Below are 16,890 nucleotides of genomic sequence, written 5' to 3' on the forward strand. Positions count from 1 at the left end.
ATGGAAAGAATTTAAAGCCCCAATCCTTCCTGCACCGCCAACAACAGATTATTTTCCGTCAGCGCAATGGCATCCAACTGCTGCCCGGTTTCAATCGACTGCATCCACCAATGGCTTTCACCGTGCTCATCCACGGTACGCAGCAGATAGGTGTCCGTGGCTGACGGGATGATCTGCACCCGCCCGGCGCCATCCTCGGTAAACCGCGCAATGGGATCGAATGTCAGGCTTCGATCATTGGCCTCGATCACCAGTTGATCAATTGCGTAGTCATGCGCCTCACCATCCGGTGAAGTTTCGCAAACATGCGTAGGATTTCGCCGAATCTTCAGTCCTACTTCGGTGACGGGCTGCAACCAAGCCTCAATGCGGTGGTACAAGTCATACACCTGAGCAGGCCAGCAATCGATTTCCAGTGCCGCATCCGCATGGGTATGCCGGGTTTGTTTGAGTTTGGCGGCGAGTTCGTCTGCTTTACTCATTTTGGTTCCCTTGGTTTGGTGGCTGCCTGTTAATCGTAGACCTTTCAACGGCGTACGGCTTTGCCTTGCGTCATGCGCTTGCAACACAAGCGTGTCGAAATCAGTGCTGGCCAAGTCGGTCAGGATCAAAAACCATGGACGCAGGCGTCCCAAAGGAGTGGGTACATGAAAAAGCTGTTTACAATTTTGGCGGTGATTGCGCTGACGGCCGGTAGCATCGGTTTGAGTTCGGCGCGCCAATCACAGTCCAGCAAGGCCCAGGCAGAATCGGTGGCGGGGGTGTTCGATTACTACCTGCTGGCGCTGTCCTGGTCGCCGACCTTTTGTTTGACGCACAAAGATGACTCGCAGTGCACGGGCAAGGGCTACGGCTTCGTGCTTCACGGTTTGTGGCCGCAATACGCCAAGGGTGGCTGGCCGCAATCCTGTCCGCCGTTGACCATGCTCTCGGCGGCGGAAACCAGCCAGGGCCTGACGCTGTTCCCGACCAAAAAACTGCTCGACCACGAATGGTCCAAACACGGCACCTGCAGCGGTCTCGGCGCGATGGGTTATCTGGATGAAGCGGACAAAGCGGTGGCGGCGGTGAAAATCCCGCAGGAACTGCAACCGTTCAGCTCCTCGTATTACTTCCAGGCCCAGGAAATTGCCGACCTGTTCCGCAAGGCCAACCCGGGCATTCCGGCCGATGGCATCGCGGTCATTTGCAGCGGCCCGGAACTGTCGGAAGTGCGCGTGTGCATGGGCAAGGATCTGCAGTTCGGCGCGTGTGGCAAGGGCGTGAAAACCCAGTGCCGGGCGGGGGATATTCGCGTGCCGCCGTCGCGTTGATGTGCCAGAACTGATCGGCTGAACACTAAACTTGTGGCGAGCGAGCAAGCTCTCTCGCCACAGGGTTTCGACAGGCCTGGGTCATCAGGTCAATTCCCGCGCATCCACCCCCAACTCCCCACGCAAAAACTCCACCAGACCGCGCTGCAAACTGCTCACACGCCTTCACAACTGACTAACCCTAAAGAGGCATCGAAAATAAATCTGCGAACAGCGATCATCCAAATTCGCTGCGCGCCGATATACCTGGGCGGGAGCGGGGCGTTTGCCCCGTAGATTCCGGTGGGCTACGCTCACAAACATAAGGGTTTCCCTGCTGGCGCCCTTGTCGTACCTGCCCAGGACTTGCTTTTGCCTATCCCCATTCACGATCCACATCAGGCCCCCGGAGGCACCCTTAAACGCCTGCCGCTACGCAAAGCGGCGGTGCTGTTTATCGTTGCGGTGGGGTTGTGCCTGTCCGGTTTGCTGTACCTGCAACTGGAGCAGTCGCGACGCCAGGATCTGGCGGTGGCAAAAGTCGCGTCGAGCAACCTGACCCGGGCGATGGCCCAGCAGGCCGAGGACACGTTTCTGGCTGCCGATCTGGTGATGACCAGCCTGGTTGACTGGATTCAGGAGGACGGTTACGGCGCCGCGCAGAAGCCGCGTCTGCAGAGAACCTTCGCCCGGCGCGTGCAGCAACTCGATCAGTTGCACGGCATGTTCCTGTTTGATCGTGATGGGCAGTGGGTGATCACCTCATTTACTGATCTGCCCCGTGGCAATGGCGTGGCGGACCGCGAGTATTTCAAATTCCACCAACAGAACGCTTCGACGCTGGCGCACATCGGTCCGGCGATTCGCAGCCGCGAGAACGGCGAGTGGATCATCCCGATTTCCAAACGCGTCAATGATCACGCCGGCAATTTTCAGGGTGTGTTGCTGGCCGGGATCAAGATGTCGTACTTCGACCGCTTCTTCGAAAGCTTCAGCCTCGATGACCAAGGCATCATGTTTCTTGGCTTGAGCGACGGCACTTTGCTTGCCCGCCGTCCGTTTGATGAGAGCCTGATCGGCACGTCGCTGGCGCAAGGACGGATTTATCGCACGTTGCTGCCCGAGGCGGCGGCCGGCACGGCGATGATCAATTCGGTGGTCGATGGTGTTGTGCGTTTGTACGGTTATCGACGCTTGTCGGCGTATCCGTTGGTGGTGTCGTCTGCGACCTCGCGCGACACGATTCTCAAGGGTTGGTACGAGCGTGCGTTCCAGTCGAGTGTGATTGTCGCGCTGGTGATTCTCGGCGTCGGCCTGTTTGGCTGGGTGTTCATTCATCAGGTGCGCGACGGCGAACGGATCGAGAAAAACCTGCGCAAGGCCCAGCGCGCACTGGAGCAGATTGCGACCCACGACAGCCTGACCGGATTGGCCAATCGACGTTTGTTCGAGCGTTCGCTGGAGATCGAATTTGCCCGGGGCGCGCGGCAGGTCAGTCCGGTCAGCCTGATCATGCTCGATATCGATTTCTTCAAACGCTACAACGACGCCTATGGCCACGTCGCCGGGGATCACTGTCTGACCCAGGTTGCTCAGGTGCTGCGGGCGTGCTGTCAGCGCAAATCCGATCTGGCAGTACGTTACGGTGGCGAGGAGTTTGCGGTGCTGTTGCCGGACACCGACATCAACGGCGCGTTGGCAATTGCCGGGCAGATTCGACGCAGCGTGATCGACAAGCACATCACCCATAGCGGCTCGCCGACCGGGTATCTGACGGTGAGTCTGGGCTGCTATTCATTTATCCCGAGCGGCAATGACAGCCTGGAAGTGTTTATCCAGCGCGCCGATGCGGCGCTGTATCAGGCGAAAAATGCCGGGCGTAATCGTGCGGCAGTGTTGTCGCTGGACAGCGGCCTGGCCGAATTGATGCGCTCGGACCGCTGATCCAAAACCTGGCACAAACCCTGTGGGAGCGAGCTTGCTCGCGAAAGCGCAGTGTCAGGCGATGAAAATGTTGGCTGATCCACCGCCTTCGCGAGCAAGCTCGCTCCCACAGGGATTTTCATCAGGCCAAGGTTATGTGAATACCCAAACAATCAAGGGTTTTCACCACGGATGGCTCTTGTTCGTTCAGCCGCCCGTGCCACCGCCCGCACCGCCAGTCCCGCCACCTGCCGAACCTGTGCCGCCGCCAGCCCCCGAACCAGAACCACTGGCGCCACCATTGGTGCCAGTCCCGGAACCCATCCCCGAAGACCCGCTGCCACCGGAAGGCGCGCCCGGCGTGTTGTCTGGCGGCGTGGTGGTGCTGGTCGGTCCGCCGGATTTGGTGCCGGTAGCGTCAGCGCCGTCGTTGACGGCGAAGCTCGCGGTCGATGCCGTGGCCAGCAGCCCGGCGAGTAATAGCGAAGTGAGTTTGCGCGTGATCATGATCCGTCTCCACAAGGGGTCTGTACCTGATATTGGTCTGACGCGCAGAACCCTTGGTGCCGGGTGGCTGACGAGCGGTCAGCAGCGAAACCGAGTGGCCTCCTGATCTTCGGCAATATTGGCTATTTGCCGGACCGGGTGTGAGGGCTAACGTAACCACACATTCACTTGCTACCCGGAGCTACCATGCAACCTCGTGCCGATTTCTACACCGCTTCCCCAGACGCCTTGAAAGCGATGATGGCTTTGGAAACGGCGGTGTCCAAACTGCCGCTGGAAAAGACCCTGATCGAACTGGTCAAGCTGCGCGCTTCGCAAATCAACGGCTGCGCGTTCTGCATCGACATGCACACCACCGATGCGATCAAGGGCGGTGAAACCCCGCGTCGGCTGTTCGCGGTCACCGCCTGGCGGGAAGCGCCGTTCTTCAGCGACCGCGAACGCGCCGCGCTGCTGTGGACTGAATCGCTGACCCAACTGAGCCTGACCCACGCACCGGACGAAGATTACGACGTGGTTGCGGCGCAATTCACGCCGAAAGAAATGGTCGATTTGACCGTGGCGATCAGCACCATCAATAGCTGGAACCGTTTGGCCGTAGGTTTCCGCAAAACCCCACAAGCTTAAGCCTCAACGCATAACCCCTGTGGGAGCGAGCTTGCTCGCGAAAGCGGAGTGTCAGATAACAACCATGGTGACTGACACGACGCCTTCGCGAGCAAGCTCGCTCCCACAGGGGAACTGGGCATGGCCAGAAAATAGTGATCAATGCCCATCCGCACTCGGCGCCGCCGGTGGTTGCACCTTGCGCATCAAGGGCACCATCGCCGTGGCGATGACGAAGCACACCCCGATCATCAGAAAGGTGTCGCCGTAGGTTTGCGTCTGCGCCTCGCGGTAGGTCAGTAGCCACAACTGGCGCAGGCTGGCGGTGACACCGACGTCGCCACTCTGGCCCAGATTCGCCAGGTTGCCGCCGACCTGCGACAGCCACTGATTCATCGCTTCATTGCTGCTGTTCAAGTGTTCTGCCAACCGTGTGAAGTGCAGGTTGGTGCGGTCATTGAGAATGGTCGCGCACGCCGCAATACCAATCGCCCCGCCCAGATTGCGCATCAGGTTGAACAGACCCGAAGCATGCTTCAAACGTGCGGGCGCCAACCCACCCAAAGTCAACGTCACCGCTGGCGGCACTGCCAGTTGCTGGGCGATCCCGCGCAACGCTTGCGGCAGCATCAATTGCCCCGCACCCCAGTCGTGGGTGATCGGGCTGAACTCCCACATCGACACCGCGAACAAACCCAGACCGATCATCATGATCCAGCGCAGGTCCATGCGATTGGCCAAAAAGGCATACAGCGGAATCGCCATGATCTGGAACACCCCAGTGGAGAAAACCGCCAGACCAATGTCCAGCGCGCTGTAGCCGCGTACCCGGCCGAGGAACAGCGGCGTCAGGTAAATCGTCGCGAACAGGCCGATGCCGGTGACAAACGAAAAGAAGCAGCCGAGGGCGAAATTGCGATCCTTCAAGGCGCGCAGATCAACGATCGGATTGGCCACGTGCAAGGTCCGGCCGATGAAGGCCAATCCCGCAAGGCCGCTGATCCACGCCGTGGTCAGAATGGTCTGGTCGCTGAACCAGTTCCAGCGCGGGCCTTCTTCGAGGGTGTATTCCTGGCAGCCGAGAAACAGCGCGAGAAAGACCATGCTCAGGTAGTCCGCGCCCTTGAGCAGGGACAATTCCGGCTGGTCGATTTTCACCAGCATCGGTACCGCTACAGCGACGAAAATCCCCGGCACCAGGTTGATGTAGAACAACCAGTGCCACGAAGAAATATCAGTGATCCAGCCGCCGATCACCGGTCCCAAGGTCGGTGCCAATGACGCAACGGCGCCGATGGTTGCCGCAGCGATCACCCGCTGTTTGCCGGTGAAGAAAAAGAACGCCGTGGTGAACACCAGCGGAATCATCGAGCCGCCGAGAAAACCTTGCAGCGCCCGAAAAGCAATCATGCTCTGGATGTTCCAGGCGACGCCGCAGAGCAGGCTGGCGAGGGTGAAACCGACCGCCGAAGCGCAGAACAACCAGCGCGTGGAGAACACTCGCGACAACCAGCCCGACAGCGGAATCACGATGATTTCGGCGATCAGGTAACTGGTCTGCACCCATGCGGTTTCATCAGTGCCGGCGGACAGCCCACCGCCGATATCGCGCAGCGACGCCGAGACGATCTGGATATCCAGCAGCGCAATGAACATGCCGATGCACATGGTCGCGAAGGCGAACACCTTGGTCGCGGTCGCCATGTCCGCCGCGTTGAATGGCTGCGCCGGGGCGGCGAGGGTGGTGCTCATGGCGCGACAGCCACGGCGCTGGTTTCCGGTTGCGCGCGGGTGTCGACTTCTGCCGTCACCGAGAGGCCCGGACGCAAGTGGCCGAGTACGCCGTCAGCCGGGTCGAGGAGGATCCGCACCGGCACGCGCTGGACGATTTTGGTGAAGTTGCCGGTGGCGTTTTCCGGCGGCAGCACGCTGAACTGCGAGCCAGTGGCGGGGGCGAGGCTGTCGAGGCGACCGTGGAATTCCTGGCCGGAGAGCACGTCGGCACGGATGCTTACGCGCTGCCCGGGTTTCATCCGCGCCAATTGGTCTTCCTTGAAGTTGGCATCGACCCACAAGCCGCTGGCCGGCACCACGGACAACTGTTGTGAACCGGCCTGAGCGTAAGCGCCAACCCGCGCGCGGCGATTGCCGATCACCCCATCGACCGGCGCGCGAAGTTCGGTGTAGCCGAGGTTCAGTTGCGCCAGATCACGTTCGGCGCGGGCTTGTTGAAGGGCGGCGCGGGCCTGTTGTTTTTGCGTGTCGATCACCGCCAGTTGGCGTTGCGCGGCGAGCAGTTCGGCCTGGGCGCGGGCACTGAGGGCTTGCGCTGTTTTGAAGGTCGCGTCGGCGCGTTGTGCGCTTTCCACCGACACCGCATTGGTCGTCACCAAGCGTTTGTAGCGCGCGTTGTCATCCCGCGAGCGTGCGGTTTCTGCGCCAGCGGCGTCGATGCCGGCGCGGGCCTGACCGATCACCGCTTGTTGCAGTTGTTCGGTGGCGTCGAGGTTGGCCAGCAGGGCTTCTTCGGCGGCAACGGCGCCTTCGGCCTTGGCGAGGTTGGCGCGATAGTCGCGGGCGTCGAGGCGGATCAGCACATCGCCGGCCTTCACGTGCTGGTTGTCGGTGACCAGCACTTCGTCGATGTAACCGGCGACTTTCGGCCCGATCACCGTGACGTCGCCACCAATATAGGCATCGTCGGTTTCTTCAAGAAAACGCCCCGCGCCCCACCAGTGCATGGCGTAAATACCGGCGAAAATCAGCGCGAGCAATCCTGCGCCCGGAAGCAAAACGCGTTTAAGCAGAGGCGGCTTGGTCTTTACCACAACAGGTTCGAGGGTGGGCATGCTGGTCATGGCGGATTACCTGCGTAAGCGGATCGTTATTACGGATGTAATATGACGCAGGTAATATTTAGTGGCAAATTATTTCTGGTGCCAATCGTCAGTTGTTCACTTGAGCCAGTGGCCCGGCGTGCTGCCGGTCATGGTTTTGAAGAAGGCGATGAAAGCGCTGTCGCTGGCAAAACCCGATTCGAACGCGCAGTAACTCAGGCTGCGCCCGGTGGCGAGCAATTCCATCGCGCGCATCAAGCGCCACTGCTGGCGCCATTGCTGATAACTCATGCCGGTTTCGCGCTGGAAGATTCGCCCGATGGTGCGGCTGCTGGCGCCGACCTGCTGCTCCAGCACTTGCAACTCCGGAGGCAGACGTTCAGGCGTTTTCAACAGTGGTGCCAGGCGCTTGTCCTGAGGTAACGGCAGCAGCATCGGTTGCTGCGCCGCTTCAGCGATTTCGCTCAGACACAGGCCGAGCAGGTGGGAGAGTTTGCCCTGCTGCCAATCGCTGGCGAAATCTGCCAGCGCCATCGGTTCCAGCACCGCACGCAACAACGGGCTGACTTCAATCACGCAAACCTGCTGCGGCAGTGCGCTGCACAGCTCGGGGATCAAGTAGATCGAGCGGTAGTCGACGCTCTGTTGCATCACCGCGCGATGGCTGACACCCGGTGGAATCCACGCCGCCCGCGACGGCGGCAGCAGGCACAGTTGCTGCGCCAGGGTAATCCGCGTGCAGCCTTGGCGCGTGTACAGCAGTTGGCCGCGTTGATGACGGTGCAGACCGGAATCGTGATCGCCCAAGGTCGAGGCGATACCGATCACGGGTGCGTCATAGCGATCTGCATCAAACGTTGCGTGGGCGTCGAGCCAAGCCATGGGTTGTCCGGTTTCAGCGATAAATTGGCAGGATCTGGATAATACGCCAGTCAGCGATTCTTAAACTCCTCGGCGGTTTATGAGAGGAGTGATGAAGCATGAACAACAGACATTTCTTGTGGCTGGCGATTGCGCTGCTGATGTTTCCGCAGATCGCGCAAACCCTGTACAGCCCGGCGCTCGGTGATATCGGGCGGGTGTTTAACGTTGGCCCGCAAGCCGCCGCGCAGACGTTGTCGGTGTATTTCCTCGCGTTTGCCGTCGGGGTGGTGGTGTGGGGGCGTTTATGTGATCGCATCGGTCGGCGCCCGGCGATGCTCGCGGGCCTGGCCATCTATGCGATTGCCACGCTTTCAGGCCTGCGGGTCAGCAGTTTCAACGGCTTGTTACTGACGCAGATGTTGGCGGCCTTCGGTGCGGCGGTGGGTTCGGTGGTTACGCAGACCGTGTTGCGCGACCGCTTCAAAGGCGCCGAACTGGCGCAGGTGTTTTCGTTGGTGGGCATCGCGTTGGCGGCCAGCCCGGCGCTTGGCTTGTTCACGGGGGCTAGTCTGGTTCAGGCCTTCGGTTATCGCGGTGTGCTTGGCGCGTTGCTGTTGTTGGCAACGCTGTTGTGGCTGTGGAGTTGGTACACCTTGGCGGAAACCCGGTCCCAGCCAACGTGCCATGTCGGTCTGTTCGAAACCCTCGGGCGCATGCTGCGTGACCTGGGTATCTGGCGTTCGGCGCTGTGGATCGCCTCATTCAACGTGGCGCTGTTCAGCTATTACAGCCTCGCTCCGTTCATGTTTCAGCGGCTGGGCGTGGAAGCCAGCGGGTTCGGCTACAGCGGTGTGATCCTCGCGCTGGGCTCAGGTTTTGGAGCATGGCTGAACCGGCGTTTATTGACGGCCGGGTTCAAGGCATTGCAGTTGATTCGCCTCGCGGCTGGCATCGCCTTGCTCGGTGGTGTGGGCGTGTGGTCGCTGCAGAACAGTGTCGCGTTCGTCCTGCCGATGCTGTTGGTGGTATTGGCGTTTGGCCTGGCGATCCCGAACATTCTCGGTTCGGCCCTGGCCGATTACGCTGATCGATTGGGCACTGCCGGGGCGTTGTTGGGCTTGATGTATTACCTGCTGATCGGCGCCGGGCTGATGCTCGCCGGCTGGTTTCAGGCCCTCGGGGAAACCCTGATAACGTGCAGCGCCGTGGCCTTGCTGCTGACAATAAAGCCAGGCAAAGCAATTGTTTAAGAAATGTAAGCGCTGTAGGAAGCGTCTTGCTTTTGTGTGGGATGGCTCCGACTATCACGATCATTGATGACATGGCATTACGCCATTTTATGATCGCAAGGAAGTTGCGTGCCGTTTCCGTTTCGCGCTGTTTTTCGTCGTTGTTCCACGCGCTGCCCGCTGTTGTCGGCCTTTGTGTTGAGTGTCTGTGCCTCCTCGATTGAAGCTGCCGAACCTGTCGCGCCGGGCCAGGAAGTGCTGCGCCAGCAGCAACAGCAGCAGCGCGATCTGCAGCAACTGCAACTTGAGCAAAGAAAGCGGCAACTGGAACGCGGCGCGTTCGGCCCGGCGCCGGTCACCCCGGCCATTCCGCCAACCGTCTCCCCCGATGAACGTTGCTGGCCGTTGAGCGGTGCGCGCATCGGCGGCGTCACGTTGATCGACAGCGACCAGCTCAACGCGCAGATCAAACCGTTGTTGGCGCCGTGCATGGGCGTCGGCCAGATCAATCACCTGCTGGCCACCATCACCGCGAGCTACGTCGACAAGGGTTACATCGCCAGTCGTCCGTATCTGCTCAGCGCACCGGCAGCGGGGCAGTTGCTGGATATCCGCATTGACGAAGGCTACATCGAGTCCATCGAACTGGCCGATCAGAGCCTGCCGGTGTCGCTCGGAGGCGCGTTTCCAGACATGCTCGGCGAGCCGCTGAATCTGCGCGATCTGGAGCAGGGCCTCGATCAACTGAATCGCCTGCGTTCGATCGATCTCACCGCCGACATCGCCCCCGGCAGCCAGCCCGGTGCCTCGCGGATCATCCTGCGGTCGCGCACCTCTGCGCACTCGCGCTGGGCCTTGAACGCGGGGTTCGACAACCTCGGCAGCGCCAGCACTGGACGTGATCGCGACACCGTCAGCCTGAGCCTCGACAGCCCACTGCAACTCAACGACTTGTTGAGTCTCAGCGCCAGCGACACCCTCAATCAGGGTGACCGTTACAGCCGCAATGCCAGCCTGTATTACGCGATCCCTTACGGCTACTGGACCTACAGCGTGTTCGCCAGTCACGCCGAATATCGCGCGCCGTTCAAACTGCCGAGCGTGACCTTTCATAGCACGGGCATCACCGATCAGGTCAGCCTGCGCGCTGACCGTGTGTTGTGGCGCGACCAGAGCCGTCAGCTCAGCGCCAACCTGCAACTGGCGCACAAGGATGTCGACAGCTACTTGCAAGACGTTCGCCTCGGTATTCAAAGCCCGACCCTGACCGTGGCCGAGGCCGGGCTCAATCTGTTCTGGCTCGACCGCGCGGTGTGGAACCTTGACGTCAATTACGCCCAAGGCTTGCGCTGGTTTGGCGCCGACGATGACTCGCAACATCAGATCAATAACCTGCCCAGAGCGCAGTTTCGTAAGTACCGCGCCGGCCTCAGCCAATGGCGTAACGGTCAGTTCGGCGCGCAGGCCTGGCAATGGCAGAGCCAACTCAATTTGCAGTACAGCCCGGACCCGTTGCCGGCCATCGAACAGTTGCTCGGCACCGACGACTCGGCGGTGCGCGGCTATCGGGTCAGCAGTGCCTCCGGCGCCAGCGGCGCGATCTGGCGCAACACCTTGCGCCTGCCGCTGCGCAGCGAGTGGCCGCTGCAGATCACCCCGCGGGTGGGCCTCGACCACGGCTGGATCAAGGCAGATCACGGTGCGCAGGGGCAACGCCTGAGCGGTGCCAGTGTCGGCCTGAATCTGGGCTGGAAGAACCTGCAAGTGGACGTCGATTACCAGCGCGCCCTCAACACCCCGAACGGTCTGCAGCACGAGCCTGAAACCTGGCTGATGCGCGTGGGCCTGCAAATCTGAACAACGCAGTGAATAAACAGCCGTCGGATCTGAGCGCGTCAGCCACGGCCGAGACTAAACGCGCAACGTGATGCCGTACTCACATGGAGACGTTTTTATGCCAGCACACACCTTTGCATTTCATCTTTCCCCTCGGGGCAAATTGCGCTGGGCGATTGCCAGCCTGTTCTTCGCCGTGCATCTGCCGAGCGCGATGGCCGGCGGCGTCGTGGTCGCACCGGGGCCCGGCGGCACCGCGCAATTGCAGACCCAGGGCGGTGTGCCCATCGTCAACATCGTCGCGCCCAACGGTTCGGGCCTGTCGCACAACCAGTTCCTCGACTACAACGTCGACCGCCAGGGCCTGGTGCTGAACAACGCCTTGCAGGCCGGGCAATCGCAACTGGCCGGGCAACTGGCGGCCAACCCGCAACTGCAAGGCCAAGCGGCGAGCGTGATCCTCAACGAAGTGATCAGTCGTAATCCGTCCGCGATCAACGGTGCGCAGGAAATCTTCGGCCGCGCAGCCGATTATGTGCTGGCCAACCCCAACGGCATCTCGGTCAATGGCGGCAGTTTCATCAACACGCCTAATGCCAATCTGGTGGTTGGTCGCCCGGAACTGAATGACGGCAAACTGCAAAGTCTGAACAGCCGCGATGCCAGCGGTCAGTTGCAGATTCAGGGCGGTGGCCTGCGCAACGGTGAGGGCTCGATCAACCTCATCGCGCCGCGTATCGACAGCCAGGGCGCGATCACTGCACGCGATCAGTTGAACCTCACGGTGGGACGCAATCAGGTCGATTACGCCAGCGGTCAGGTGAAAACCGTGGATCCGGCGGGCAACACGTCTGATCAACGCATCGACGCCAGCCTGTTCGGCGCGATGCAGGCCGGGCGCATCAATATTGTCAGCACCGCCGAAGGCGCGGGCGTGCGGGTGGGCGCGGTGCAAGTCGCCGGGCGTGACGGCGTGCAGATTCGCTCGGCCGGTGACTTGAGTGTCAGCGGTGAAGCCGTGGCCAACAGCCTCGACGTGACCCGCGCCGGTATCCGCAGTAGTCAGGGCGACGTCAGCTTGCACAGCGGCAAGGATCTGACGTTGGCCGCTGCCGATGTCAGCGCTCGCGACGTCACCGTCGAGGCGAAACGCAACCTGACTTTGTCCACGGTCGAAAGCCGCAAGCTTCAGGAAAAGCGTGAAAACTGGAACAACAGCACCATCGGCATTACCTGGGAAACTTACGATCGCACCCAGACCGACAGCGAATCCCGTCAGCACGGCAGCCAGATCGTTGCCAGCCGCGACGTCAAACTTGCCTCCGGCAAAGACACCGAACTGAAAGCCGCGAAAGTCGAAGCCGCGAATAATCTGAGCGTGCAAAGCGCTGGCGATCTGCGCCTGACTGCCGCTACCGAAAGCCACACGCAGACCGATCAAGGCAACCACCGCAAACACCTGTGGAAAGCCGACTGGAACAGCAGCAGCGAAGAACAGCGCAGCGTCACCAGTCAGTTGAAGGCCGGCAATATCGCCCTGCAAACCGCCGCATTGTTGCGCTCCGAAGGCGCCGAGTTGAGCAGCGCCGGCGACCTGCAACTGGCCGGCAAACAAGTGGAAATCAGCACCGCCACACGGACCAATCGCAGCAGCGACAATAGTTACTCCGGTGACCTGGTCGGCGGTGGTTTCTTTGGCAAGACCGGCGATGCCGACAAGGGCAAAACCCAGCATCAGGGCAGCAAGGTCAACGCCAGCGGCAAACTGATCGTCAAGGCTGACGACGTGCGCATCAGCGGCAGCCAGGTGCGTGGCGGCAGCGACGCCAGCGTGATCAGCGATAAAGGTTCGCTGGTCATCGATGGCGTGCAGGACACCTCGCACAGCAACAACCACGACAAGGACAGCAAATTCTTCGGCATTACCAAGGACGAGTCGCGGCAGAACAGCAAAGACAGCAGCACCGTGCGCAGCGAACTGGTGTCCGATAGCAACCTCAAGCTCAAGAGCGCCAAGGACATCGAGGTGGCTGGCTCGATGGTCAAGGCTGACCGTGCGCTGACGGCCGACGCGGCAGGCGACGTCAATGTGCATTCCGCGCAGAACACTCACGACAGCAGCGACACCACGCAAACCCGTGGCTTTGATGCATACGCCAAAGAGCAAACGCCAGAGCAGTATCGCGCCGGGATTCATTACGAGGACAAACAGCAAACGGTTACTCGCAACGACGTCACCCAGCAGGGCTCCAGCCTCAGCGGTGGCAGCGTGCAGGTGAAGGCGGGCGGTGACGTTACGCTGAAGGGCGCGGAAGTGAAATCCACCGCTGGCGACACGACGTTGAGCGGCCAAAACGTGTCGTTGCTGGCCGAAGCTGACAGCCACAAAACCTTCACCGACACCTCCAGCACCGGCGGTGGTTTCTACTACACCGGCGGTCTCGACCGTGCTGGCAGCGGCGTCGATTTCGCCCACAGCACAGCGCAGGATTCCACCAGCAAAACCACCGCGCAAACCACCAGTGTGCAGAGCATCGGCGGTTTGACCATCAATGCCGACAAACTCGCTACCGAAGGCGCACAACTCAAGGCCGGCAATGGTCTGAACGTCGCCGCCAACGAGATCGACAACCGTGCGGCCAGCAACACTGACAGCAGCACGCACAATGACAGCAACTGGTCGGCGGATATCGGCGCCAACGTCGAATACAAAGACATTGCTCGGCCGATCGCCGGCGCGGTCAAGGATGTGCTCAACGGCAAGGTGCCGGACAAGGACGCACTGGCCAACCTTGGTCAGCCGAATGTCGGTATCGACGTTGCGGTCGGTCACGGCAACGCCAGCAAAACCGAGCAGAGCAGCAACGCCGTGGTCAGCCGTTTTGATGGCGGCACCGTCGATGTGAAAACCACTGGCACGCTGCATGACCAAGGCACGCAATACAACGCCAACGCCGGCCAAGTGAACATCAGCGCTGACAAACTGCTTGCCGACGCTGCGAGCAACACGCTCAACAGCAGTGCCAGCGCGGTGGATGCCAAGGTCGACGTGCGCGTCTACACCAAGACCGGCGAAGACGTGAACGTCGCTGGCAGCGGCGCGGGTGGTAGCAGTGCGTCGAGCAAGGACAATTCCAGCGCCGTCGTCGGCGCTTATGCCGGCAGCCAGGGTGTGAACATCAAGATCGGCGGCGATGCGCAGTTCGAAGGCAGCCGTTTCGACGGTGGGCAGGACGGTGTGAGCATCAAGACTGGCGGTGATCTGGCGCTGAATCAAGCCAATGACCGTCAAACCAGCAATGACACCAGCCTGCGCGGCAATGGCTCGCTGACGGTCGGCACGTTGCCGGGCACCGACGGCACCAACGTCGACCTCGGCGCCGGTTTCCAGCTCGATCACACTGGCAAGCAAAGCACTGACACCCAGGCTCACGTTGCGAGCATCAGCGGCAACGGCCCGGTGCAGTTGAGCAGCGGCGGCAATCAGCTGCAGCAAGGCACGAAAATCGACAGCGCGGGCGCCATCGATCTGCACGCCGATGGCAAACTTGATCTGCAAGCAGCCACCGACACCCACACCGCCAGCGGCAGCAACCTCGGCGGCGGCTTGAAGGGCGGCGGCAGCAAAACCAGCAGCGAGAAGAGCCGCGATCAGGGCGGCAATCTGAGTGGCAATTTCAATATCGGTCGGGTCAACGAGGATTCGAAAACCCTCAGCGGTGGCCAGATCAACAGCCAGAACGGCATCGTCTTGAGCGGTGATTCGATCCACCTGCAAGGCACTCAGGTCAGCGCATCGAACGTCAGCATCGACGCGCAGAAGGGTGGCTATGTGCAGGAATCGGCGCAGTCCACCGACCACCGCAATAACTGGAATGTCGCGCTCAACGCCGGCGGCAACCTGAGCAGCAAAACCCCGACCGCCGCAGATGAGAAGGCCAGCAGCGATCACGGCTTCAACGCTGGGGCCAAAGTCGGCGTGGATTACCTGCAGGGCAGCACCCAGCAGAACAGTCAGATCAAGGCTGACAGCGTGGTGTTGAACAGCGCCGCTGATGCACTGCTGGAGGGTGCGCGGATTGACGCGAAAACTGTCAGCGGCAAGGTCGCGGGTGATTTGACCGTCGAGAGCCGTCAAGACTCGAGCAACCACGCCAAGGTCGATGTCGATCTGGGCCTGACCGCGAAGAAAAACCCGCCGAGTGACAAGGAGAAACTTGCCGGTACCGACTACAAACCAACGCTGAAAGCGCAGGGTGAGTACGCGCATAAGGACAGCGTGGTGCAGGCCTCCGGGATCAGTGCCAACCAAAGCGTGAATCTCGCAGTCGGCGGCGCCACGCAACTGACCGGCGCGCGGATTTCGGCGCCGCAAGGGAAGGTCGATCTGGGTGGTTCGAAGGTCAGCAGCACGGATCTGAGTAACCGTGACTACGGCGTGAAAGCGGGCCTGGATCTGCCGCACAAAACCGAGGAAAACGCACCGAAGGTTTCCCTGGAAAACGGCAACCTGAAAGTCGGCCCGGTCACCCTTAGCGGGCATCTGGACACCCAGACCCTGCAAGCCGGGATCGACGAAAAAGGCTAAAACAAACGGTAGTGGATGTGCCAGATCTGCCATCCACCACCGAACAATGTGGGAGCGAGCTTGCTCGCGAAAGCGTCCATTCAGTCAATGCAGTAAGTGACTGGTGAACCGCATTCGTGAGCAAGCTCGCTCCCACATTGTTTTGCGCCAGACGTTAAATCTCGCGCATCATGCGCGACCTTAAAGACGCCAGGGAGGCAAACAATGAAAACAGCATTCGTCGCTGTACTCGGGGCTTTGTTGATCGCCCAACCATCCGTGTCCTTCGCGGATAGCAGCAACGGCAAAAACCTCTATGTGCAGCGCTGCGCTGTGTGCCACGGCGCCGATATAAAAGGCACCGGGCCGCTGGCGCACAAAAGCAATCCGCCCACACCTGACCTGACAACCTCCACGTTCAAGCAACGACTGCATGAATATCCGGGGGTGATTGTGTCGTCGATCATCCTTCGCCCGAACGGCAACCTGATACCGAAAACGCTAAAGGAAAACGGGGTAAAAATACCGCCGCATGCCTGGAGTGTTAAGGATCTGCGCGATCTGCATGAATACATGAGTGGTGTGATTTCGATAAAACGCTGAGCTGCACAGGTGACCCGTACGGTCGGTCGAGGAATCCATTGCTTCGCCTTAATAGGAAGCATTACTATTCACGCCCCTTTCCTCAGCACGCCGCCAAAACCCCATGCGTCCCCGCAGACCCGGCTTTTTCGAGCACTACGAAGAGTTGATCGGCACCTGGACTCGTCGCCTGCGCAATCGCGCGCAGGCCGAGGATCTGGCGCACGACACCTTTGTGCGGGTGCTTGAGTCCGATTCGGCGGCGGTGCAGCAGCCACGGGCGTATTTGCACCAGACCGCGCGCAATATCGCGGTCGACGGTTATCGGCGTGAGGATCGGCGCGGCGCTTTGGAGTCGCAGGACATCGATCACACTGAGTCGTCAAGCGGCGACCCTGAGCATTACATGCATGCGATCCAGCTGGCCGATTCCATCGAACGGGCGCTCAGCGAGTTGCCGATCAATTGCCGGAAGATTTTTGTCTGGCAGAAGATCGAAGGCCTGACTCAGGCGGAAATCGCCGAACGCCTGGGGCTGTCCAAGAACATGGTCGAAAAGTATATGATCCGCACCCTGCGCCATCTGCGCGATCGCCTCGACGGGTTGCAGTCATGAGCCGCTGCCCCCTTTCATCTTCAGCCCAACA

At 60.7% G+C, this 16,890-nt stretch carries 13 protein-coding genes; 8 read left to right on the forward strand and 5 right to left on the reverse strand.

Features of this window, described 5'->3' with window-relative positions; all coding sequences use genetic code 11:
* Positions 1–11: 11 nt before the first annotated feature.
* Entirely contained in the window at positions 12–482 is a 471-nt protein-coding gene (locus BMY54_RS14510; RefSeq protein WP_093433805.1) for a hypothetical protein, read from the reverse strand.
* A 165-nt stretch (positions 483–647) separates the two neighbouring features.
* Here BMY54_RS14510 and BMY54_RS14515 point away from each other — a divergent pair, with 165 nt between their 5' ends.
* Together BMY54_RS14515 and BMY54_RS14520 are read left to right on the forward strand one after the other, a co-directional pair.
* Complete coding sequence (locus BMY54_RS14515) at positions 648–1,313, forward strand: ribonuclease T2 (RefSeq protein ID WP_093433807.1); 666 nt, start codon at positions 648–650, stop codon at positions 1,311–1,313.
* 351 nt (positions 1,314–1,664) lie between these two features.
* Entirely contained in the window at positions 1,665–3,236 is a 1,572-nt protein-coding gene (locus BMY54_RS14520; RefSeq protein WP_093433809.1) for a sensor domain-containing diguanylate cyclase, read from the forward strand.
* Positions 3,237–3,422: 186 nt separating this feature from the next.
* Here BMY54_RS14520 and BMY54_RS14525 read toward each other — a convergent pair whose 3' ends face one another.
* A complete protein-coding gene (locus BMY54_RS14525; RefSeq protein WP_093433811.1) occupies positions 3,423–3,722 on the reverse strand; it encodes a hypothetical protein in 300 nt (99 codons plus the stop codon).
* 186 nt (positions 3,723–3,908) lie between these two features.
* Between BMY54_RS14525 and BMY54_RS14530 the strand changes: the two genes are divergently transcribed.
* A complete protein-coding gene (locus BMY54_RS14530; protein WP_093433813.1) occupies positions 3,909–4,349 on the forward strand; it encodes a carboxymuconolactone decarboxylase family protein in 441 nt (146 codons plus the stop codon).
* A 138-nt stretch (positions 4,350–4,487) separates the two neighbouring features.
* On the opposite strand, the gene BMY54_RS14535 is transcribed toward BMY54_RS14530, so the two are convergent.
* The 3 genes from BMY54_RS14535 to BMY54_RS14545 form a co-directional block, all read right to left on the reverse strand.
* The gene (locus BMY54_RS14535) at positions 4,488–6,080 is read right to left on the reverse strand and encodes a DHA2 family efflux MFS transporter permease subunit (RefSeq protein WP_093433815.1); all 1,593 of its coding nucleotides are present in this window, start codon (positions 6,078–6,080) and stop codon (positions 4,488–4,490) included.
* Positions 6,077–7,186: an HlyD family secretion protein gene (locus tag BMY54_RS14540; RefSeq protein WP_093433817.1), complete on the reverse strand. Its 1,110-nt coding sequence runs from the start codon at positions 7,184–7,186 to the stop codon at positions 6,077–6,079. Before BMY54_RS14540 ends, BMY54_RS14535 begins: the two co-directional genes overlap by 4 nt.
* Before the next feature lie 96 nt (positions 7,187–7,282).
* A complete protein-coding gene (locus BMY54_RS14545) occupies positions 7,283–8,047 on the reverse strand; it encodes an AraC family transcriptional regulator (protein WP_093433819.1) in 765 nt (254 codons plus the stop codon).
* Between the two features lie 98 nt (positions 8,048–8,145).
* On the opposite strand from BMY54_RS14545, the gene BMY54_RS14550 reads away from it, so the two are divergent.
* The 5 genes from BMY54_RS14550 to BMY54_RS14570 all read left to right on the forward strand — a co-directional run bounded on the left by BMY54_RS14550 (position 8,146) and on the right by BMY54_RS14570 (position 16,859).
* Positions 8,146–9,279: an MFS transporter gene (locus BMY54_RS14550; protein ID WP_093433821.1), complete on the forward strand. Its 1,134-nt coding sequence runs from the start codon at positions 8,146–8,148 to the stop codon at positions 9,277–9,279.
* A gap of 108 nt (positions 9,280–9,387) precedes the next feature.
* Positions 9,388–11,115, forward strand: coding sequence for a ShlB/FhaC/HecB family hemolysin secretion/activation protein (locus tag BMY54_RS14555; protein WP_093433823.1), 1,728 nt, complete (start codon positions 9,388–9,390; stop codon positions 11,113–11,115).
* Positions 11,116–11,212: 97 nt separating this feature from the next.
* Positions 11,213–15,682 (forward strand): hemagglutinin repeat-containing protein, encoded by a 4,470-nt coding sequence (locus BMY54_RS14560; protein ID WP_093433825.1) that lies wholly within the window; start codon positions 11,213–11,215, stop codon positions 15,680–15,682.
* A gap of 204 nt (positions 15,683–15,886) precedes the next feature.
* Positions 15,887–16,264, forward strand: coding sequence for a c-type cytochrome (locus BMY54_RS14565; protein ID WP_093433827.1), 378 nt, complete (start codon positions 15,887–15,889; stop codon positions 16,262–16,264).
* 103 nt (positions 16,265–16,367) lie between these two features.
* The gene (locus BMY54_RS14570) at positions 16,368–16,859 is read left to right on the forward strand and encodes a sigma-70 family RNA polymerase sigma factor (protein WP_093433829.1); all 492 of its coding nucleotides are present in this window, start codon (positions 16,368–16,370) and stop codon (positions 16,857–16,859) included.
* Positions 16,860–16,890: the final 31 nt, after the last annotated feature.

Origin of the sequence: Pseudomonas sp. ok266, assembly GCF_900110195.1 — a bacterium.
In the GTDB taxonomy this organism is placed as follows: Bacteria; Pseudomonadota; Gammaproteobacteria; order Pseudomonadales; family Pseudomonadaceae; genus Aquipseudomonas; species Aquipseudomonas neuropathica.